21 protein-coding genes are annotated in these 20,595 nt (G+C 55.7%); 9 read left to right on the forward strand and 12 right to left on the reverse strand.

Features of this window, described 5'->3' with window-relative positions; all coding sequences use genetic code 11:
* The first annotated feature begins 48 nt into the window (after positions 1-48).
* From AAAH10_RS06260 to AAAH10_RS06300, 9 genes are all read left to right on the forward strand, one after another.
* Positions 49-1,110, forward strand: a complete 1,062-nt coding sequence (locus AAAH10_RS06260; protein ID WP_343561678.1) for a LysR family transcriptional regulator — start codon at positions 49-51, stop codon at positions 1,108-1,110.
* A gap of 73 nt (positions 1,111-1,183) precedes the next feature.
* Positions 1,184-2,356, forward strand: coding sequence for a M20 aminoacylase family protein (locus tag AAAH10_RS06265; RefSeq protein WP_343561680.1), 1,173 nt, complete (start codon positions 1,184-1,186; stop codon positions 2,354-2,356).
* 12 nt (positions 2,357-2,368) lie between these two features.
* Entirely contained in the window at positions 2,369-2,875 is a 507-nt protein-coding gene (locus AAAH10_RS06270; RefSeq protein ID WP_343561682.1) for a ClbS/DfsB family four-helix bundle protein, read from the forward strand.
* Between the two features lie 334 nt (positions 2,876-3,209).
* Positions 3,210-3,653, forward strand: coding sequence for a flavodoxin domain-containing protein (locus tag AAAH10_RS06275; RefSeq protein ID WP_343561684.1), 444 nt, complete (start codon positions 3,210-3,212; stop codon positions 3,651-3,653).
* Positions 3,654-3,799: 146 nt separating this feature from the next.
* A complete protein-coding gene (locus AAAH10_RS06280; RefSeq protein ID WP_343561686.1) occupies positions 3,800-4,654 on the forward strand; it encodes a hypothetical protein in 855 nt (284 codons plus the stop codon).
* 257 nt (positions 4,655-4,911) lie between these two features.
* Complete coding sequence (locus AAAH10_RS06285; protein ID WP_343561688.1) at positions 4,912-5,511, forward strand: YceI family protein; 600 nt, start codon at positions 4,912-4,914, stop codon at positions 5,509-5,511.
* A 220-nt stretch (positions 5,512-5,731) separates the two neighbouring features.
* Complete coding sequence (locus AAAH10_RS06290) at positions 5,732-6,316, forward strand: MarR family winged helix-turn-helix transcriptional regulator (RefSeq protein WP_343561690.1); 585 nt, start codon at positions 5,732-5,734, stop codon at positions 6,314-6,316.
* 150 nt (positions 6,317-6,466) lie between these two features.
* Positions 6,467-7,108 (forward strand): LysE family translocator, encoded by a 642-nt coding sequence (locus AAAH10_RS06295; RefSeq protein WP_343561692.1) that lies wholly within the window; start codon positions 6,467-6,469, stop codon positions 7,106-7,108.
* Positions 7,109-7,215: 107 nt separating this feature from the next.
* A complete protein-coding gene (locus AAAH10_RS06300; RefSeq protein WP_343561694.1) occupies positions 7,216-8,388 on the forward strand; it encodes a M20 aminoacylase family protein in 1,173 nt (390 codons plus the stop codon).
* A gap of 212 nt (positions 8,389-8,600) precedes the next feature.
* Here the strand turns inward: AAAH10_RS06300 and AAAH10_RS06305 are convergent, their stop codons facing one another.
* The 12 genes from AAAH10_RS06305 to AAAH10_RS06360 form a co-directional block, all read right to left on the reverse strand.
* Entirely contained in the window at positions 8,601-9,134 is a 534-nt protein-coding gene (locus tag AAAH10_RS06305; protein WP_343561696.1) for a PAS domain-containing protein, read from the reverse strand.
* Between the two features lie 68 nt (positions 9,135-9,202).
* On the reverse strand, positions 9,203-9,721 hold the full coding sequence (locus AAAH10_RS06310; protein ID WP_343561699.1) for a PAS domain-containing protein: 519 nt from the start codon (positions 9,719-9,721) through the stop codon (positions 9,203-9,205).
* 347 nt (positions 9,722-10,068) lie between these two features.
* Positions 10,069-11,523, reverse strand: a complete 1,455-nt coding sequence (locus tag AAAH10_RS06315; RefSeq protein ID WP_343561701.1) for a hypothetical protein — start codon at positions 11,521-11,523, stop codon at positions 10,069-10,071.
* A gap of 191 nt (positions 11,524-11,714) precedes the next feature.
* Positions 11,715-12,104, reverse strand: coding sequence for a DUF1353 domain-containing protein (locus AAAH10_RS06320; protein WP_343561703.1), 390 nt, complete (start codon positions 12,102-12,104; stop codon positions 11,715-11,717).
* An 86-nt stretch (positions 12,105-12,190) separates the two neighbouring features.
* On the reverse strand, positions 12,191-12,562 hold the full coding sequence (locus tag AAAH10_RS06325) for a hypothetical protein (protein WP_343561705.1): 372 nt from the start codon (positions 12,560-12,562) through the stop codon (positions 12,191-12,193).
* A gap of 69 nt (positions 12,563-12,631) precedes the next feature.
* Positions 12,632-13,009, reverse strand: coding sequence for a D-Ala-D-Ala carboxypeptidase family metallohydrolase (locus AAAH10_RS06330; RefSeq protein ID WP_343561707.1), 378 nt, complete (start codon positions 13,007-13,009; stop codon positions 12,632-12,634).
* On the reverse strand, positions 12,996-13,361 hold the full coding sequence (locus AAAH10_RS06335) for a phage holin family protein (RefSeq protein WP_343561709.1): 366 nt from the start codon (positions 13,359-13,361) through the stop codon (positions 12,996-12,998). Before AAAH10_RS06335 ends, AAAH10_RS06330 begins: the two co-directional genes overlap by 14 nt.
* 138 nt (positions 13,362-13,499) lie before the next feature.
* A complete protein-coding gene (locus AAAH10_RS06340) occupies positions 13,500-15,677 on the reverse strand; it encodes a hypothetical protein (RefSeq protein ID WP_343561711.1) in 2,178 nt (725 codons plus the stop codon).
* Positions 15,678-15,843: 166 nt separating this feature from the next.
* Positions 15,844-16,350: a hypothetical protein gene (locus AAAH10_RS06345; protein ID WP_343561713.1), complete on the reverse strand. Its 507-nt coding sequence runs from the start codon at positions 16,348-16,350 to the stop codon at positions 15,844-15,846.
* A 16-nt stretch (positions 16,351-16,366) separates the two neighbouring features.
* The gene (locus tag AAAH10_RS06350; RefSeq protein WP_343561715.1) at positions 16,367-16,807 is read right to left on the reverse strand and encodes a hypothetical protein; all 441 of its coding nucleotides are present in this window, start codon (positions 16,805-16,807) and stop codon (positions 16,367-16,369) included.
* A 149-nt stretch (positions 16,808-16,956) separates the two neighbouring features.
* The gene (locus AAAH10_RS06355) at positions 16,957-20,118 is read right to left on the reverse strand and encodes a hypothetical protein (protein WP_343561717.1); all 3,162 of its coding nucleotides are present in this window, start codon (positions 20,116-20,118) and stop codon (positions 16,957-16,959) included.
* On the reverse strand, positions 20,118-20,594 hold the full coding sequence (locus AAAH10_RS06360; protein WP_343561719.1) for a hypothetical protein: 477 nt from the start codon (positions 20,592-20,594) through the stop codon (positions 20,118-20,120). Before AAAH10_RS06360 ends, AAAH10_RS06355 begins: the two co-directional genes overlap by 1 nt.
* Between the last annotated feature and the right edge of the window lies 1 nt (position 20,595).

Here is a 20,595-nt window from a genome sequence, read left to right on the forward strand (position 1 = left end):
ACAAATATTCTTCCTCCTTCCCCGACACTTTTTCATACCGGACCGCCCATGAACGATTTTGAAATTTCGGACCTGCTGCTCTTTTGCCAGGTGGTCGACAGCGGCTCCCTGTCCGAGGCAGCCAAGCGATCCGGACGGACACGTTCTGCGGTCTCCCAGAGACTGGGACGACTGGAAGAGAGGCTCGGCGCCCGCCTGCTGCTGCGCACCACACGCCATCTGGAACTGACAGAGGAAGGCCAGAGCCTCTATCAGCGCGGCAAGGTATTCGAGGAGCTGTATCAGGACACGCTCGAAAGCCTGAGCGCCCGCAAGGGAGAACTCCAGGGCGCGATCACCATGACCTATCCGGCCGCGATCTCCCGCAGCATTGTCCAGCCCGCCATCCGCGACTTTCTGGAACAGCATCCCGCCGTTTCGCTGGAGCTGATCCCCAGCGACAAGCCGCTGAACCTTGTCAACGAACAGCTTGACCTTGCCCTGCGCGTGGGGCAGCCGGAAGACAGCTCCCTGACCTGCCTGCGTCTGGGCAGCCTGCGCGATGTGCTCTGCTTTTCCCCGCAGCTGCCCGGTGCTGAAAGGCTGTCAGACGACAGGCAACCGGACACAGACGAAAGCCGGATCAGCGCAGGGATGCAACCGGATCAAAGGTCAGCGCCTCAAAAGGGAAATCCGTCACCTGAAGAAGAACCGGAACAGGGCACTCAGCCCGGCGAGGATCACAACAAGGCCTTTCTGGAGCGTCTGCGCGACCTGCCGCATCTGGCCTGTCCCTGGCAGGCCGGCGCCCTGCACTATCGCTTTCCTTCCGGGGACAGACCTCTGGGCCTGAAGGTCTCCCCGCGCATCCGTTGCCACTCCATGCAGGAGGCCCACACACTGGTGCAGGCTGGTCTGGGGATCGGCTTCCTGCCCGAGGTGATGATTCGCGACGATCTGGAACAGGGGCGCCTGCGCGCCTGTCCCCTCCAGCCCGAAGGGCAGCTCAATCCGGTCTATGCCCTGCATCCCTATCGCCAGCTTGTCCCTGCAAGGGTCCGCGCCCTGCTGACCCGCCTGCAGGCCCAGTTCAGGGAAGCCGGGAGAACAAAAGCGGGAGAAGAGGCTTGAGGTCCTCCGGGAATAGCCCTAGTCTCTGCTGTTAAATCCGGAGCAGATTCCACAAAAACACAGGACAGATCACATGCCGATCCTCAATCGCGCCGCAGACCTGCACGGCGATGTCACCGCATGGCGCAGGGACTTTCACAGCAACCCCGAACTGGGCTTTGATGTTTTCCGCACAGCCGGGCGTGTTCAGAAACTGCTGGAAAGCTTTGGCGTGGACGAGGTTCACACCGGCATCGGCAAGACCGGTGTTGTCGGTGTGATCCACGGGCGCAAGCGCGACAGCGGCAAGGTTATTGGCCTGCGCGCAGACATGGATGCCCTGCCCATTCTGGAGGCAACTGGCAAGCCCTATGCCTCTGAAGTCGAGGGCAAGATGCACGCCTGCGGTCACGATGGCCACACCGCCATGCTGCTGGGCGCGGCCCGCTACCTGAGCGAGACCCGCGACTTTGACGGGACCGCGATTGTGATCTTCCAGCCCGCAGAGGAAGACGGCGGCGGAGCCGAGGTGATGGTTCAGGAGGGCCTGATGGACCGCTTCGGCATCCAGCAGGTCTATGGCCTTCACAATTCTCCGGGCATGGCGACAGACGAATTTGCCATTCGCGCCGGCAGCATTCTCGCTTCGGTCGACGACTTTGACCTGACCATCACAGGCCGGGGCGGACACGCCGCCATGCCGCACAGTACCATAGATCCGATCATCGTCGGAGCACATTTCGTGACAGCCGTTCAGGCCCTGATCTCCCGCTCCATTGATCCGCTGAAATCCGGTCTCGTCTCCATCACCCAGTTTCATGCCGGTGATGCGCACAATGTCATCCCGCAAACAGCAAAGATCTCCGGCACCATCCGTTCGCTGGATCAGGATATCCGCCACCTTCTGAAAAAACGCCTGAAGGAAATTGCGGAACAGACCGCCGCAACCTTTGGCGCAACAGCCGAATATGTCGAGCTGGACAGCTATCCGGTCACCGTCAATCATGAGGAACAGACGAAAATCGCTGCGGACATTGCCGCCGAAATCGTGGGTGAGGACAAGGTTGACCGGGACACCCCGCCGGAAATGGGGGCGGAAGACTTCTCCTTCATGCTGCTGGAACGCCCCGGTGCCTTCATCTATCTGGGCAACGGCGACAGCGCCGGACTGCACCACCCGGAGTACGACTTCAACGACGAGGCCATCCCGACCGGCATCTCCTACTGGGCCACCCTGATCAACCGCCTGATGCCCCTGGAAAAGTAAGGCCCGCCCGCCATGCCTGTCCCGACATCAAAAGAGGAACTGCTGACAGCTCTTTCCACAACGCTCGAAAAGCTTGTCAGAGACCTCGAGCAGGTGCCGGAAGACCGCGCCCGGGACAGCACCATGCCGGGGCACGCCAAAGGAACCACAATGAGTCCCGCCGATCTGGTGTCCTACCTGATCGGCTGGAACGAACTGGTCCTCAAGTGGCTGGACCACGATGATCAGGGGCAACCTGTCGACTTTCCCGACACAGGCTACCGCTGGAATCAGCTTGGCCAGCTGGCGCAACGCTTTTACAGCGATTACAGCACCCTGTCCTGGCCCGACCTGCTGACCCGGCTGGTCGAGGCAGGGAACAGGCTGGCTGCAACCATTGAGGCCCGGACAAACGAAGAACTCTATGGCCGCCCCTGGTACGATGGCAAGTGGACCAAGGGCCGCATGATCCAGCTCAACAGCTCTTCACCCTACAGCAATGCACGCAGCCGCATCCGCAAATGGCTCAGGGAACAGTAACGGACGCAGACAGCACGCTGCGCACAGGGGCGGCATCAAAGTACGGGAAGCTTCAAACAGAGAAGACCTCGGGACCACAGACAACAGCAAAAACACAGGAAGCTGTGAACGCTAAGGGACAAAAGAACAGCACTGCCCCAAAAAGGGATTTGCAAAACGACAATTTCCTGCCCTATAAATTTTGAAAATGTACCTGTGTTGCCAACCAGACGCAGCACAAGAAATCGTACAGCGCCCCGAACGTCAGAGAGACCGATTAGCCCCGGCAAACAAGCCCGGCCCGTTGCGGCTGTGCTTTTTGTGTCGCTCCCCGATCTGGCAGGAAAGGCCGACCATGCGTTTAGAATTTCTCTATGGTACTGAAACAGGAACAGCAGAATTTGTGTGCAGGGACCTTCAGGAGGCCCTTCCCGACATTCCCAGTACGATCATCAGTCTCGAGGACAAAAGCCTCGACGCCTTTGATACGGACACACTCCACGTCATCATCTGTTCCACCTTCGGTGCGGGCGAGCTGCCCGAAACGGCCAAGCCCTTCTATGACAGGCTCACCAGCACCCAGCCGGATCTGAGCCATGTGCGCTTTGCCATGTTCGGGCTGGGCGACACTGACTTTGACGACACCTTCGGCGTGGGGTCCGAGCTGCTGATGAAAGCCCTGCTCGCCAGCAAGGCCACCATGATCGGCGAGCGTGATGTCTTCGATGCCTCCGGCACCGACATGCCCGAAGACGTGGCCATTCCCTGGCTCAAAAACATTCTCGGCCGCATGCAGTAAGCCACTGCGGCAAATTGAAATGGAAAAACCAAGGAGGCCGGAATTATCCGGCCTCTTTTCTATGGAAACAGCTATAAAAATGCCTTATTTTCAAGCTCCAAAAAAATAAAATACAATCATAAATTTAATTGGGGAGCCTTAAAATCATGATTCAAGCAAAACAGCACATCAGAAATACAGCCTTTTTTCTGTTTGCTTCAATGGCATTAACAGGTTGCGGCTACTTTGCTGACCTTTCCCGCGTTGAGCCTGTTACAAATGACGTCACAGACGAAAAATCAGCCTATGCTGTTAACATAGTACCGGACGATATTGCCGCGGGCGGAAAATACGCTGACCAATCAGGGCGCAATATACTGCAAAGTAAAATCCTGAGGCATTCAGATCAGGCCTGTGAAGACCACAAATCCTATATCCACTCAAATTCCGCTGTCTTTAACGTTTCAGCAGACATACTGACTTCAACTCTGGCTGGTGCTGGTGCGATTGTCACGGGTCAAACAGCTGCAAATGTCCTTTCAGGTGCGGCTGCCCTTACAAATTCCACACGCTCAAGCGTCAATGAAGAAGTGTATCAGGAACTGCTGACAGCAGCGATTATTGCAGAAATTGATTTCAATCGTTCCGAACTGTTGAAAACCCTGGAAGGCAAAAGAGAAAAAGAGGTTAATCAATACACAGTCTACGACGCCATCCGGGATGCAGAAAATTACAACAGGCTCTGCTCTTTCTATTCTGGCGTGTCTTCCCTTGTACAAAAAGCAGGTCGCACAAACAGAAAACCGGAAACGTCCCCTTCTGAAAGGATAAAACTGCTCAGGGCCGAAAGAGCAGAAGACCAAATGATCTTTGATACAGTCACAGAACTTTTGAATACAGAAGAGAACAAGGCCGTTAGGAACACCGACCTGATAGAGAGCCTGAAAGAGCAGCAACAAAAACTCCAAAGGAAGATGACGAATATTGCTGCAAGGCTTGATGTTCTGGATGACCAACTCTGATCTGCAGCCTTTAAAGCTGTCCAGAGCACTGAAAGAGTTGGAGAGACAGGATTTGAACACCATGGAAAAGGGGTCATGTTTGTCTGACCTCTTTTTTATCGGGAAAAGCCTGTTCAGGCCCAAACAGCAAGAGGTCTCCTGCCCGGGCCTCACCAATTTGTGAAAGCGACGCAGGTCGAATCACATTTGAAACCGGCGTCAATTCCGATATAGATGAAAATGCATCTATATTGAAAACTTTCATCAGGGACACTGAAATGACGCGCTCTACCCTCTATGGCCTTCTGGCCTCGGCTGCACTGGCGACTGCACCGCTCTCCGCAAGTCTGGCGAGTGAAATCTATTACACCGATCAGGGACACACCGAAGTGATCTTCAGCTGGAACCACGCCGGCGTCTCTGTTCAGACCGGCGAGTTCACCACGGCGACAGGCAAGCTGACCTTCGATCCCGAAAACATCGCCAACTCCCGGCTTGAAGCCAGAGTTGACGCCACAAGTGTTTCAACCGGGTTCACGCCACTCGATAACCACTTGAAAAGCAGTGACTTTCTGGCTGTCGAGAACTATCCGGAAATCACCTTTGTCAGCACCTCCATCAAACCGACAGGCGAGACAACGGCAGAGGTCACAGGGGATCTGATCCTTCACGGCACGACACGTCCGGTGACTCTGAACGCGACACTGATCCACCGTGGCGAACACCCTGTCGCAAGTGTGCTGGACTATTACAGGGGCCAGTGGATGGGCTTCAAGGCAACAACAACCATCGATCATCAGGATTTCGGCGTGGGCAACTTCTCCACCGGCCCGATTACCATCACGATCAATACAGAGCTGAAAGACCGCGAGGACTAAAGCCTGTTGCGCCCGGCGGATCAGGCCTGTCCCTCCAGACCGGTCTGATCCACCGCCAGCCCCTTCAACATCTGCAGTCTGTGAAGTGCAGAAGCTGTCAGCCGATCCTCCGTGAGGATTGGAGCTTTAATTCCTGAAGGAACGCTCCCATTTTAGAGGCCACCGCTGAGCGAGATGCAATGCGCTCCTGCCAGCCTCCCATCTGTCGACAAAATATCTCATGACCGAACACACGCCAGAACACGACATCCCCGGACAAAGCAAAGCGGCACAGGACACAACCGGACAGGATAGCTCAAAGCGGGACAGATCCCGGCAGGAGACATCTGAACCGGAGACAGTGGCTCTGCCCTCACCGGATGAAACCAAAGCCTGGATCGCGCTCAATCTGGCGCACCGCTTTATCCACCGGAAAATGAACTCTGCGCTCAAGGCCCGGGGGCTGCCCCCGCTGGTCTGGTATGATGTGCTCTGGAGCCTGGAGCGCACTGAAACCGGAGCCCTGCGTCCCTTTGAGCTTGAACAGAGTGTGATTTTCGAACAGTCCAACCTGTCACGCCTCCTGCGCAGAATGTGCGAGGAAGGATTGCTGCAGGAGTCCGTCTATGAAGCGGACCGGCGTGGCAAGATTATTCAGATCACCGACAAGGGCAAAGAAGTCCGCCAACAGATGTGGAGCGTCTATGGCCCCGCCATCCACAGCCACTTTTCTCCCCTCTCCAGCGCCACCGATATCCGGGAGATCATCAAAAGCCTCAGCTCTCTGATCGAAGACCGCGACACCCCCAACCCCTGGGGCGTCTAGAACGCCGGAAGAGGCCCGGTTGCAAGGGTCTGTTTTGTCGTTTCGCCCGGTCTGCCCCGGCAATTGTACCCTGACAAAGTTTCTGATTTTGTCCCTTGTCCCCTGCCTCTTTTCAGCAAAGACTGAAACAAAAGATAAGGGGTCTCCAACATGATCTGGTCCGATGTTCTTTCCTTTGCCATTGTGACATCACTGATGGTGATGTCCCCCGGCCCGAACGGCCTGTTGATCGCCCGGACGGTGCCGACCTCCGGCCGGGCAGCAGGTTGCGCCAATATCGCGGGCTTTGTTGCCGCCCTGTTCCTGCACGGCTCCCTGTCCATCCTCGGCCTCTCCATCATTCTGGTGCAGTCTGCAACCGCCTTTGCCCTTGTGAAGTATCTGGGGGCTGCCTACCTCTGCTGGATCGGCTGCAAGGCCCTCCACGCTGCCTGGAAGGGAGTTCCCCGTTCTGAGCAACAGATTACCCCGGCAAAAAACAGGCGCACCCTTCTCAGGGCCTTTGGCGAGGGACTGCTCACCAACGCCCTCAATCCCAAGGTTTCCATGTTCTACCTCGCCGCCTTCCCGCAGTTCATCACACCGGGTCAGGACAGTGCCCTGAATTCCCTGTTCCTCATAAGCCTGCACGCCACAGTGGTCGTGCTGTGGTTTGGCTCCATGATCCTGCTGCTGACCGGTGTCAGAAAGGCCACCCGCAGTGATCGCTTCCAGCGCTGGCTCAAAGGCGCAACCGGTGCCGCTTTCGTCGGCTTTGGCCTCAAACTCGCCAGCTACAAACCAAACGTGTGAGATTGTTTTTGTCTGCCAGATCGCCATTAAGCAGACATTCCCCCCCTTGCCCCCTCCCCCTGATCGGCCTAAGTTATTTCCCATCACAGGTCTTAAAGGAGCTTTTCATGCCGATCCTCAATCGTGTTGCCGACTTGCATGCGGATATCACTGCGTGGCGACAGGACATTCACAGCAACCCCGAGCTGGATTACGATCTGCCGCGTACCTCCGAAAAGGTGCGCAGCCTGCTCGAAAGCTTTGGCGTTGATGAAATTCACACAGGGATTGGCAAAATCGGTGTCGTTGGCCTGATCCACGGACGCACGCGCGACAGCGGCAGGGTTGTCGGCCTGCGCGCCGATATGGATGCGCTGCCGATCAAAGAAGCCACAGGCAAGGCCTACGCCTCCACCGTCGAGGGCAAGATGCACGCCTGCGGCCACGACGGCCACACCTCCATGCTGCTTGGCGCCGCGCGCTATCTGAGCGAGACGCGAGACTTTGACGGCACGGTGGCTGTTATCTTCCAGCCTGCCGAGGAAGGCGGCGGAGGCGGCAAGGCCATGGTGGACGACGGCATGATGGACCGCTTCGGCATCCAGCAGGTCTATGGCATGCACAACATGCCCGGCATGCCCGTTGGTCAGTTCGGCATTCGCCCGGGCGGTTTCATGGCTTCGGCAGACGAGTTCCAGATCAACATCACCGGCAAGGGTGGACACGCCGCCATGCCGCACACGACCATCGACCCGATTATTGTTGGCTCCCAGATTGTCTCTGCCCTGCAGTCCATCGTGGCGCGCAATGTCGATCCGCTGAAGTCCGGCGTTCTCTCCGTGACCCAGTTCCACGCAGGCGATGCGCACAATGTCATTCCGCAGACAGCCTTTGTCGGCGGCACCGTACGCGCCCTGGACGAAGAGGTTCGCCTCTTCATCAAACGCCGCATTGGCGAAGTCGCCGAACAGACAGCGGCGCTTTTTGGCGCAACCGCAGATTACGAATACAAGGACGGTTATCCCGTTACAGCAAACCACTCTGCCGAGACCGTCATTGCCGCTGATATCGCTGCAGAGGTTGTCGGAGAGGACAACGTGGACCGCGATCACCCGCCGCTGATGGGTGCGGAGGATTTCTCCTACATGCTGCTGGAACGTCCCGGCGCCTTTATCTTCATGGGCAACGGAGAGACCGCGGGGCTGCACCACCCGGAGTATGACTTCAACGACGAGGCCATTCCAGTCGGTGTTTCCTATTGGGCAACACTGGTGAGCAAGCTGATGCCCGCTGCAAAATAAATCCGGTGGCCCGTTCTGGCTGACAGTTTTGGGCAACAGTACGGATCAACAGTACGGATCAACAGTTCTGGCGGACAACTCTGGTGACCCGGCCTTCCGGACACACCAGTCCCCCGAACAGGAGCTCCCGGAACAATCCGTCACAGGAAAACAGGGCCCGGAAGGATGAAGATCCCGGGCCCTGTTTTCATACACAGCTCTGCGAAAAAGCGTTACTCACCGTTCATCGAACGGATTTCCCAGTCACCGTCCCCGGCCCCCCAGCCGAGCGACAAACTCATGTTGTCCGGATCGAGCGGTATCACGGCCCCCACCATGTGCTCCACCCTGTCTCCGCCCTTTTTGAACGGCAGACGAATGCATTCAACCTCGACCGACTGGCCGGACATGGAGGTCATGACCTCCCGCGAATAGTTCGGTTCCCCCGTTTCACACATGCGGGCAATCCAGGTCAGGCAGACCTCGGCAAAATCCCCCATGGTGCCGTGATCAAGCCGCTTGCCGGTAAAGTGCTGGTTGAAACTTTCTGTCAGCCAGCTGCCCTGCAGGGAAAACCAGACCTCGAAGGGATCATGCCGGATCGAACAGACAAAAAGATGCGGCAACAAGGCTGGGGAAAGATCAAGAATATCAAAGGCCCGTTTTTCAGGGACATCCTGAACGGCCTCTCTCAGACGGGTCCAGTAAGCCAGCATGTCGACCACGGCCTGGGTCCTGATTGCTGTGCTTCCCTGTTGTTCTGTCATTGTTCGGTACCTCACTTTTATGCCCGAATTAAACGACACCCCCGGTTAAGAAACATATAACATCTTTTTCATGTGATTTCACAGATGTCCGTCACAGCCCAGTAGCTGTAGGTCAGATCATCAAACCGCGACGGATTGCCCTGCACCGGCGTCAGGCTGCCAATCAGATGACTGGTTTTGCCTTCCTCATCCAGCAGGGGCAAATGAACAACCTCGATTGCCAGTTTCACGCCTGTTTCGGAAACGAGACATTCCTTGGTGATATAGGGAACCTGTGAGGAGGCAAGCCGCTCCATCTGTTGCAGGACACGATCCGTTTCATGCCCCAGCAAGCCATTGGCGATTTCCTTGCCTGTAAAGCTTTGCCCCAGACTGTTTGTCATGAAGGTGCCCTGCAGCCTGAAAACAGCGCGAAAGGGGCTGTAGTCAAACTCCAGCAGGAAAAGATGCGGCAGCAACGGGCGCGGCATCTGGACGACATCCAGATCAGCCTTGGCCGGAATACCCTTTTCACGCGGAAGAGTACCCCAGTATTCAAGCAGCAGTCTTGAAGGCTCGGTTTCAACCCGCTCGGTAAGATACTTCACAAACGCACCCACTTTATCGTCAGTATAAAACATTGACAGAAACAGGGTGTTGCGCCACCTCAGCCTCTCTTCCAGACCATAGGAAACTTCATGCACTGTGGCAACAATCCGTTTCCGCCCTACCCATTCGAAAGATGAGAAATTAAAACACAAAAAACATCAAAAATCCTTTAATTGCTACATGCGCAGGCTGTATTTTCACAGCGCCCTGCCCTAAAGGACTGTAATTCCAGAGCTTTAAAGGCAAGAAAAAACACCCCTTTCCCGCAATCCATGGGTTATAAAGGCTTTAAAAAACCGCTTTGTGCTCCGGGCAGGCCATCACAATAACGTGTAACGCACATAGCTTATTGCGAATCTTCAAGGTGATAGAAAAGACTGGAAGAGGTCAGCGCAACCGGTGTGGACTTGAGATAGCGGCGGTCATAGCTCCCCCTGATCAGCCATCTGTATTCCAGATGTGCTCCGATCAGGCGCCGTCCGTCCCGTGCCGGTCTGATCCCCCACAGCGACAGTGACGGAAACCTGAAAACAGGGTGACGTCCTTCCCGCCCCACTTCAACAGCTGTTGCCGGCAGTGCCAGAAGACTGCCGTCTTCCAGCTTCAGATGCAGCATGGCATCCAGATAAACCCGATCCAGTCCATAGCCCCCGACAAGTCCTGCCCTGATCACCTGCCTGCCATCATCAAAGAGGATCACAGCCTGGGAAGGCGGCAAATGAATTTCCGGCACCTTTGGCAGATCAACGGTTTGCACACGATAGCCACTGAGGCTCTGGGCATGATCAAGCCGTTTCCAAAGTGTTGCCGGATCAGTCTCGGAGCTGTCGCCCTGCCTCAACAAATCGGAAAAACGGTCGAAATCATTCAGTTCAAAGGCCTGAAGCAGCAGACGGATCCTGTCCCGTTCCAGCGGGAAACCGGTTCTGGCCAGTTCCCGCTCCGTCCTCTCCAGCCGGTCCTCTTCCCCGATCCCGTGGAAGATCTTGCCAGTGACAGGGTTGTGCAGTGTCGTGCTGGCCGTGATGCGCAGGTGCTGTTCGTTCGACAGCTGCTCCGGCTCATCCACCAGAACAAGCAGGGTTATGCGCTGGCGTGCTGGAAGCAATCCCTCCTGCTCTCCGAAATGAAAGGCCAGACGGTTGCCCGACAGACGACCGGAAAGCGGACTGTTTGTGGAAGGATTGTCCAAGTGAGAACTGCTGGCAGGCCGGTTGCTCGCAGTAGAGCTGCCCGCCGCCAGACTGCGTGTCGCAGGCCGGTCCAAACCCGCCCCCGAAGCGGATCCCGGGGCTGAACCCTGGCGCTCATGGCCCAGCTCCCCACTCCGATATCCGGACAGGGGAACAACAAGCGCCGGTTCCAGGGGTCCGGGATGATAGAGGCTCTCGACCCTGAGAGGCTCCCCATCCGGGGACAGCCTACTGGTCGCGCGCAAGGCCCTGATTCGCTCCTGCCCGAAGAAGGACAGTCGGACTTCAGCCCGCAGATCCTGCGCTGCCTGTTGCCGGGGTATCAGGGAGATTTCGAGTTCAAGGACATAGGGAATGCTGTGATGACGCTGCAAGGCATCTGCCACGGAAAGCCCGAGGCCAGTAACGGGCTCATCTCTCTGTTCCAGATAGTCTTCCCAGGCGGTGACCGCCAAAGGGTTCACATAAACCGAGACAAGCCTGTCGCGCTCCTCAGCCTTGTCCGGCTGAAGCTCTGCAACCGACGACTGGCAGGCGCCCAGCCACAGGGCACCCAGCAGCACAGTCCCCCTGATCAAAAAGCCCCCCTTGTTCAAAGGGCCTGACATCTCGCTCTCTTCCGGTTTTGCTCAACAGAAGACTACACCATTTGCGCGCCTGCGTGAAGACAGCGGCCGGATTACTGCTCACGTGCGCCCGGCGATACGCTCTTGTTCAAGTGGCCTGACAAGGCATTCTCTTCCTGTTTCGGGCAGGAGCTTTACTGCAGCAGCACAAAGACCCGGAGCTTCCTGACAGATCAGTTGCGCCAGGCGCGCCCGCCTCCGAGGCGCACAGCAAGCCATGCCACCCGGCGCTTGATCACAGGCATCCCGTCTTCCGCCATGATTTCCAGAAAGATATCATCTGCCACCTTGCGGCTCCCCAGGCGCCTGTCATACAGCCAGTCATGCACCATCGCGGCACGGGTGATCCTGGCATCTGTCCTGCTGATAAACCAGCGCCCTGCAGCAGGAATGGATGCAAAATCAAACCGGAACCCGGCCGGGATGACAAAGTGCCTGTCCCTTGGCCCCCTGACCTCATGGCGGACATGGGTAACAAAGTTTTCCGCCCCATTGTTCAGCACACGGACAAGAATGCCCGGTTGCTGCACACCTTCCGCCCTGATTTGCCATTGCTGTTGCATCTCCTGCCTCCTGAAAGAAAAAAGGACAGATCCTTGCGGACCTGCCCTGTCTGGACCTGTTGAATTCTGTCTTTTGCCCTTCAGCCTCAAAGGCCCTTTTCAAGCGTCCCGACAACCCTGTCGACAATTCCCGGAACAGCTTCCTTCGCATCCTCGCTGATCTCGGCTTCCAGCAGGGCGCGGGCTTTCTGACCGTCAAAGGCCTTTACCCCGCGGGCCGAATAGCGGGCCGTCCCCGCCCTGAGATCAACTTCAAAGGCGACATCGGCCTTTTCCTTGCCATCGATAATCCGGGCCTCTTCGACATGGCCGGTCTCCGGATTGAAGGTAACATGCCAGTCCGCGATCCCTGCGCGCCCCTGCTGAGACACGCCGGGCAACGAACCACAGGCACTGACAGCCAACAGCGAAAGACCTGCAAGCAACCAGCGTCCGGGTCCGGTAATTCCCTTGTTCATCAGATTTTCCTCATAAAAAAAGCCCTGCACAGGCAGAGCGGGTTACACTTTTGCGATCAGGACAATCAGTCAGTAGGACCACAGCGCCGGTCGGGCCTGATGCGGATGCCCAACATCGAGATGGACAAAGTTTCTGGCCACGCCGATGCCTCTGAACTCCTGGTCAAAGGCGGCCAGAACCACGGCATAGCGCCCGGCCTGCATGGCCCTGACATCCGCTGCCAGACCAAAGGCATGGGCCCCGGGTTTCGATTTTCGGGCTTCGACAGGATGCTGTTCGCAACGAAATCCGCTGGTCACCTTCAAAGGTCCGACACGGTTGCGCAGGGCCTGCAAACGCTCAAGAAAAGCCGGTTGCATCTCTGCACGGTTGCAGCCACAGGAACAGACGAACTCTTCGCGGGAAAAATCCGGATAAAGCGACCAGTCGGGGCTAGTGTCCATCATTGCCATTGCCCCTTGCTCCCGCATCCTGCCGGGTTGATTTCTGCTGGCCGGATTTCAGCAGGCACTGCGCGGCCAGAACCTCGACACCACGCGGCCCAAGCCACCCCACCGCGCCGACAACGCCATGGGTGACCATGCCTTCAAGCTGAAAGTGATTGGCCAGCGCACCGCCAACCACCGCACAGAAAATGGCCGTCGGCAATTCCCAGACCAGTGCCATGGACCAGAAACGACGATGCCCGGCCTTCACAAGCTTGTTGTGAACCAGGAGCCGGGCAATGAAAGCAACAGGCAAAAGCCCGAGAAGACTGTTCCAGAGCGTCGTCCACTCCTTTGGTGTGTTCTCAATCACGCCAGGCTCTCCTCTGCTGCTGACAGATGTTTAGTGAAACCGGTTTTGTTTTCCAGACGCGTCCCTTTTTCCTCTTCGCTCTTCAGGCGAAAGGCGAAACTGTGAGCCTCTATTTCACAACTGAAATGAATTGGCATCCTAGAACCTCACTTTTTGAGGGACAGTCGAGGCATTGGTATGACCCAAGCCAGTTTCGCCATTGCTGTTATAACCGGCTCCAAGGGCAACACCGTCCTTGTCAAGGGCACTGAAAAGCGGACTGCTTGAACGCCCACCAGATACAATATCCACAATATTTCCCGAACCTGTCGGATAAAGCCACTCGCGGAATTCGTTGATAAGAGAAGAGGCAGAACCACCCCAGCCGTAAGGATATCGCCCCGCCACAAAACAGCGCCCGTCCTGTGTCAGGATAAAGCTTGTCTGATAGTAACTTCCACTGGCTTCCTGACCACCGGAACAGGCCTTGATCACATTTGGTGTCTCATTGCCAGCAACAGTGATTTTGACAGGTGTTGTGTTCGCAGAAGAAGAACCGCTGTTCCCCAACTGACCAACATTACCCAGACCCCAGGCGTAAAAACTTCCATCATTCAACGTTGCAAAGGCGTGTGGGAAGTTATTCCCTCCGCAGAGCCAGAAATCCCTGACATTACCGGAAAGGCTGGTGACCTCTGTAAACTTGTTGTTGTTGGTTGTATTAACACCATGGATACCATAAGCACCGTATCCAGCCATAAAAAGACGACCATCCTCATAAAGAACACCCGCAGCACCGACGTTCACGAACCCATGCGCATCAATCTTTTTGACAGCAACACCGGAGGGAAGATTTGGAGGTGCAGTCAACTTGTTATAGTTCGTATTATTGGCTGGCAAACCAAGACCATAGTTATGATTATAACCTGCTGCCAGAACAGAATTGTCTTCCAACACAACGAGTACACGACCGTACTGACCACCAGCAGCGACTACATCCTTAGCGTTGGTAACCGGCTGATCGTCAGTGCCAACCATCTGTACAGGAGTTGAACTGCTGGATGTGCTGCCAACACCCAATTGACCATAACCATTGTAACCCCATGACCAGATTTCGCCATTTTCACAAAGGGCATACCAGGACATCCGAAAATTATCTGCACTGGAGCTATGGACCAGTTTAATAACTTTCCTTCCTGAAATTCCTGAACGAGGACCGATCACAGGAGAAAGCAAAACGGCATGCTTTCGATTTGTCGTCGAGCCATCACCAAGCTGACCATCACCATTGAACCCCCACATGCAGATATCACCTTCGTCCGTAAGAATTGCGAAAGATGAACGCCCTGCCACAACTTGCTCAGGTGTTCCTGCAAGGCCATGTGGACGCGAGATATGGAGAGGCAATGATGTGTGATAACCAAAATATCCCTGGGCAAGGGAATCATGACCATCTGTATATCCTGAAGCCCTGACAGAGCCATCTTCCATAATCCAGTAGGTTGAAATGCTTGTACAGGAACTCGGTTGCCAGGTGTTCATGAGGCGTTTGCACTTGAGGGCCTTGATGCCGGCGTTCTGGATCCCGGTGGTGAGTTCGGTGTCTTTTGCGGTTGTCGCATCCCTGAGGGCTTTCAGCTGGGCGGCGTCCACGACATGACCGGCATTGCCCTGTTCGATATCGCTTGGTGAAGCTGTGAAGACCTTGCCGGCGTGGGTTGGTGTGGCATCGGAAACGACCCCTGCGCTTTGCTGGGCGATCAGGGCTGCACTCTGGGCCTGGCTGGCGGCAGAAGAAGCCACGGACTGGCTCTCGCTGGCAGACTGGGCCGAGGCAAGGGCAGAGGCCACCGCAGCATCAATGTCGCTGTCTGTTGTCACCAGCTTTCCACTGTCGTCGAACTTGATACCCTTGCCGCTCTGGGGGACAGGAAACTGCAGCTCATCCCCGCTGTAACCCTCCGGCAGGGAAACGGCGCGATCCAGCTTTTCAGCCTGTTCCTGCTGCTGCATGGTGATTTTGTCGAGCGCCACCTCGACCACCTCTTCGGGCATGGCTCCGCCTGTTTCAAAGTCTGTTTCCTGCGTCAGGGGCGTGCTGCCCAGAATGGTGACGGTCACACCGGCCGCAGGTGCCGAGGTCAGGGTGACCACGCCGCCATTGGCATCGCCAACACCGGAGACAGAGGCGATCACACCTTCACTTTCACCGCCGTTCGCATCAGTGAGAACCACCCTGAGATGCCCGGCTTCCAGAAAACGGAAGGTCACAGCAAAGGCCACAGTTGATCCATCACCGGAATGATCATTCCGGCGTTTGGAATTCGCAAGGGTCATGAGAAATCTCCAATAAAAAAGGCCCGCCGAAAACGGCAGGCCTCTGGTCGTATTGATCCGGGACTGACTATAGCCCAATCCCTCCAAGAGAACAAGATGTGAACATCTGTCTTTTCAATGTTGTCCGCTCCTGAACTCCGATTGTCCGGAACAGCAAAACCGCTCCCTAAAGCTGCCAGATAACAAGCAGATACAGAATGAACAGGCGCAGCTTGATATAGAGGAAGAAAGCCGCCAGCGCAGTGATAAGAGCAGCAAAGGCAAAGACAGCAACAGCCAGCCCCTGAGCCAGAAAAGCCAGTTGATAAAGGGCCGAATCAATGCCGTTTTCAGCCTTGCAGCGTGCTGCCTTTCGCCAGAGTCCCACCATGGACCAGACATTCAGCGCCACAAGAGCCATCAAAACACTGCAGACTTCTATCGTCAAATCCCCGCCCCCCAGATTGAAGGCCAGAAATTCAGCAAACTTCATCAAAACAGCGGGATTTGTGAGGTTTTCAAACCCGACAAGCCTGAGGACAAGAAACAAGGCCAGAACAAACAGGACATTTGCCAGGAGAAAGTTGACAAGCACAGAACGCCTGACCCCGAATTCCCCTCGCCAGTGTCTTGAAAAATAGTCCATCTTCTGTCCCTGCTTGCGGGTGTCAGTCTGATTTGCAGAACGGGTCATTCCTGATTTCTCCCTGTCATTGCTTTCCAACTGCAGACATAAATGCCTGCTGTACGTAGAGGAAGCCAATCCATGACCCCAGCCTGTCAATCGTCACGAGAACAACAACAATCACCAGGATCTGGGCCAGTATGGACCAGACGCCGAACTGGGGCTTTTCCCTTTTAAGCCGCACGGCAGACTGCCAGATTCCGACCATTGACCAGATATTGATCACAACAAGAAGCACCAGAACCAGTGTTGCCAGGATCAATCCCTCGCCAAAGATGAAACCGACCAGCACTGTGATCAAAAACTCAAACCACCCCTCCTCACTCTGAAACACCTCCGGTCCGGCATAGTTCTGAATCACAAGAAAAGCCACAAAAGCCAACACGGCATGAAGCAGGACAAAATTGACAAAAACAGATTGCGCAAGCCCCTGTTTTCCCTGCCAGTGTTCCTGGAAATAATTCATTGCTGTTCCTTCTGGTCTCTTGAACAATATTGAGAACAATACAGGAACATTCATTTCGATTGATTTCCGAAACACCGGCTTTCAATTACAGAAAATGACAGAAAACCCGGTACTGCCCGAAAACGCTCAGAGCAGTACCGCTTTTTCTGTTACCTTCTGAGAGGAACTCCGGAAACCATTTGTTTTACAGCTGTTTCAGGAATTTTTGTCACAGTCGACGTTGCAAATTTTCTGGCAACATTCAACCACATCTCTTCTGCACGGGCTTCATTGAAGCCACCTTCATTCACTGCTGCAGCAAACTCTCGTCCAACCAGAGCAGTCATTTCGTTTATCAGTGCCTGGGCCCCCTGTTCTGTAACAGATGCAGCGTAATCTGCCCCCATCTGTGCAAAGGCTTTCTGAAGATCCGGATTTTTCAAGGCTTTTTTCAAGCCGCTCCGCAAAACAGCACCTGATTTCTTCGCAATCGCACTGTTAATCCCCGGCAGGGACACCACACCAACAATAGTCGCAACAGCGCCAACACCAAAAGACAGGTTAACAGCTTCTTCCCGGCTTAAATGACTCTCCCCATTCTGTATCATTCTTTCCAGATCAAGATAGGTTTCACCACTGACAGACTTGAAGTTTTCAAACGCATTGCTGGTTTTATAGGCTGCAGTAAAAGCAGACACGGCAAAGCCCGGTACTGTAAAAAGCTCCTCCGGGAACAGGGCCTGGGGCCCGGCCTGCCCCAGCAGAAGGGCAATCGCAGCAGCAGAGCCACCAGCCACCATACCCGCGGTTAAAGAGTTGGTTTCAGACTGGAAAACCGATCCGAACTCTTCAAAAAGAGGAACAAGAATATTGCCTGTAAAATCAGTTCCCTGATCTGTAGTCCCAGCCAGTTTACTGAACTCTTCAATGCTGTCCCTTCTTTGGGAACTGTCACCCGAAGCTATAATGTCGAAAGCAACCCTGTTGATTTCACTTTTGGCGTATCCACGATCCAGCGCAGCCCCGAGACGATCAGACACACCCTGATCGGAAACCTCATTTGCCCACTTTTCCGGCAATCCGTTTTTTTTGATCAGACTCCCGATCTCGTCAGCAGACAGCTCCCTGTCTTTTCCTCCTTCCGCCTGGTCAATCAGCCTGCTGACCCTGATCACTTCAGGATTTGACAAATTCAGTGGATTTTGAAGGACAGCCACTGGCGTACCATCCGTTTCCCTGAAGGAACCAATTGCCCTTGCAATGCGATCAACACGCTCGGGAGCAGTCCCCCACAATCTTGCGTAATAGGCCTCATCAATCAGCTGTTGCCTGATGTTCGAGACAGAGAACGCCTGATTTCTCTGATCCAGACGGGACAAAGCGACATTCAGGTATACGGATTTGTCTTTCAATTCCGGCACAAGCAGGGAAGCCACAGCTGTATCAGCAGATTGTTCCAGCAGTTCCCCGATCTCGGCGCTTTCCAGTTCCGGTCCGCCGATGATCTTGAAAAGATAGCCTCTTCTCGATTCACCGTCTGCATCCCTGTAGTCAACTTCTTCATACAAACTGTCAGCCAGCGCCTGTGTGAATTCCGGCGTAATATTTCTTCCCTGTTTTTCGCTTTCATCAAGAAGGGAACGGAAGACAACCGCATGCTCATCGACCAGTTTTCTGTGAACTTCCGAAACGGGTCGCAACTCAGGTGCAAGAGAGCCATGGATACGATCATTGTTATAAACAGGCGAATAGAGCTGCGCCTTCTTGCGGGCCTCGAACAAAACTTTCGCTTCCTGCTCACTCCGCCTCCGGGATCTCTCCGCCTCGCTCAGGAAGTCCTCTTCCCTGAAGCCGAGCTCCCCGGTCAGACCTGGCTGCAGTTCCCGTGCCCTTTTCAAAAGATCCGCGCGATTGATTGGTCGTCCCTCGCGTGCCTCCTGCGCCCGGAAGGCCTCCATCTGCCTCTCGAAATTGTCCGCTTCGTGAACCATATGCCTGAACTGGTTGCGGTAAAGGCCGACCACCTCGTCGAACAGGTCCTGTCGGGCATCCGGATTGACTTTGCCCTGACGCAGATCGCGCTGCTCCTGCACAAATCCGGAATAGTCAGCCTCTGAAAGAGCACCGCGATAGGGCGTCAGATCAAGCGTTTTAAAAGCTTCGGCATCGTAATTCCGGATTTCCCGGAGCGTTTCCGGAAAAGACGCCCGCGCGCTGTGATCATAGGAGGGATCCTCGGCCAGCATCCTGCGCACACGGGCCTGATCCTTGCGAATGGCCTGCTGCAACTCTGCCGGCATCCCCCTCCATACGAGAGGCGGGATCGCGCCGGCCCAGGAACGCTCCCACATCTCGTTTGCAAATCTTTGGCTCTCGCGACGCTCGCTCGCTTCCAGCAATTCCTGCTGTTCTGCGACCCTGCGTTCTACCTCTTCCCGGTCTTCCGCAGCAACTGTTTCACGGATCTGTCGTTTGGCGTCCTCTGCTGAAAGGCTGTTTTCAAGCACCCTTTGCGTTTCAGCGTCCTGACGCCGATCCCGCTCGTCCTCCTGTTCCAGCTGCCGGACCGTCTCACCAAGGGACTGCACATCCCCCTCGTCCAGATAGAGCCCGACCGGAATATGGCTTCCTGTCTTTGGATCAGTCCCGGCCAGAAGCTGCCTGGCCGCCCCGTAATCACCACGTTCGATATAGCTTCCAACCGCCGTGGCAAGATGGGCTGCGGTTTCGGAACGGGATCGTGTCCGGAATTCCTCTTCCGTCATGTCATGGCGAAAAGGCTCAAGCTTTGCGCTTTGCGTCTCCAGGGCCGCCACAAGGTTTTCCGGAGCCTGTCTCAGACCCTCGAGACTGTCTTCAAAGGCCTGATTGAGAACGCCGTCACGATGACCGAAAACAGCGGCGTCATGCTGCTGTTTCAACACGCCGAGCGCGAACTGCTTCTTGACGTCATAGTCCGCATCAATCTGCTCTTCTTCCAGTGAACCCTGCAGCCCCATTGCCTGTTTCAGCGCCCTGTGGCGCTCTTCAAAGTTCTTGAGGAATGCCGCCTCGACCGTTTCAAAATCCTGCACCGCAAAATCCGGGGCTTCAGCCGCAACGCGAATGCCCTCGACACTGGCCGTGTTCAACGCCCGGTCATTGTCGAGACGCTTGTTGTTGAACTGCGCATTGCGCTTGCGGATGTTTTCATCCTGCATCAACCGGGCAACGCGGCTTGCCGTGGATGTGGCGTCCTGCAGCCCCCGGGCCAGATATTCGCTGCCATCCGATGGCAGCTCACCAACAGAGGAAACAGTCCCCAGTCCCAGATTGTCTCTCACCTGCACCATTAGTTCTCTCCTCCGGGAAAGCTCCAGCTATGAACAGACTTCCCGTATTTTTCGACCATCAAACGGTTGTCGGCGAAACCGCCCAGCAGGCCGGAGCCTGCCGAGAGAGCGCCGCCGATCAGCGCGTTGCGTCCCTGGCGTTTGTAGGATCTGGCCTGTGCCTCACCATAGGCAAGAATGCGGTTCACATCCTGCTGCCCCAGCGCACGGGTTTCCCGGATCACGAGGCCCGGCGTGTCGTCATCGATCTGCACACCGGAGGCTGCAAAGGCAGCCCGCTGTGACCCCACAAGTCGCTGTACTTCCCGCTGTTTTGCGGCGGCCTGCTCGGCCGCTTGCTGGCGGGCACGCTTTGCGTTTTCCTTTGCGGCCTTGCGCTGCTGCGTGGCCTGAAAGATTGCCGACCCGGCCCCCAACAGGGAGGACACGCCCGAAGGTCCACCCAGGAACTCCCCCAATGCTTTGAAAAAACCCATA

Source organism: Carbonatibacter coralli (genome assembly GCF_039592655.1).
Taxonomy (GTDB): domain Bacteria; phylum Pseudomonadota; class Alphaproteobacteria; order Kiloniellales; family Kiloniellaceae; genus Carbonatibacter; species Carbonatibacter coralli.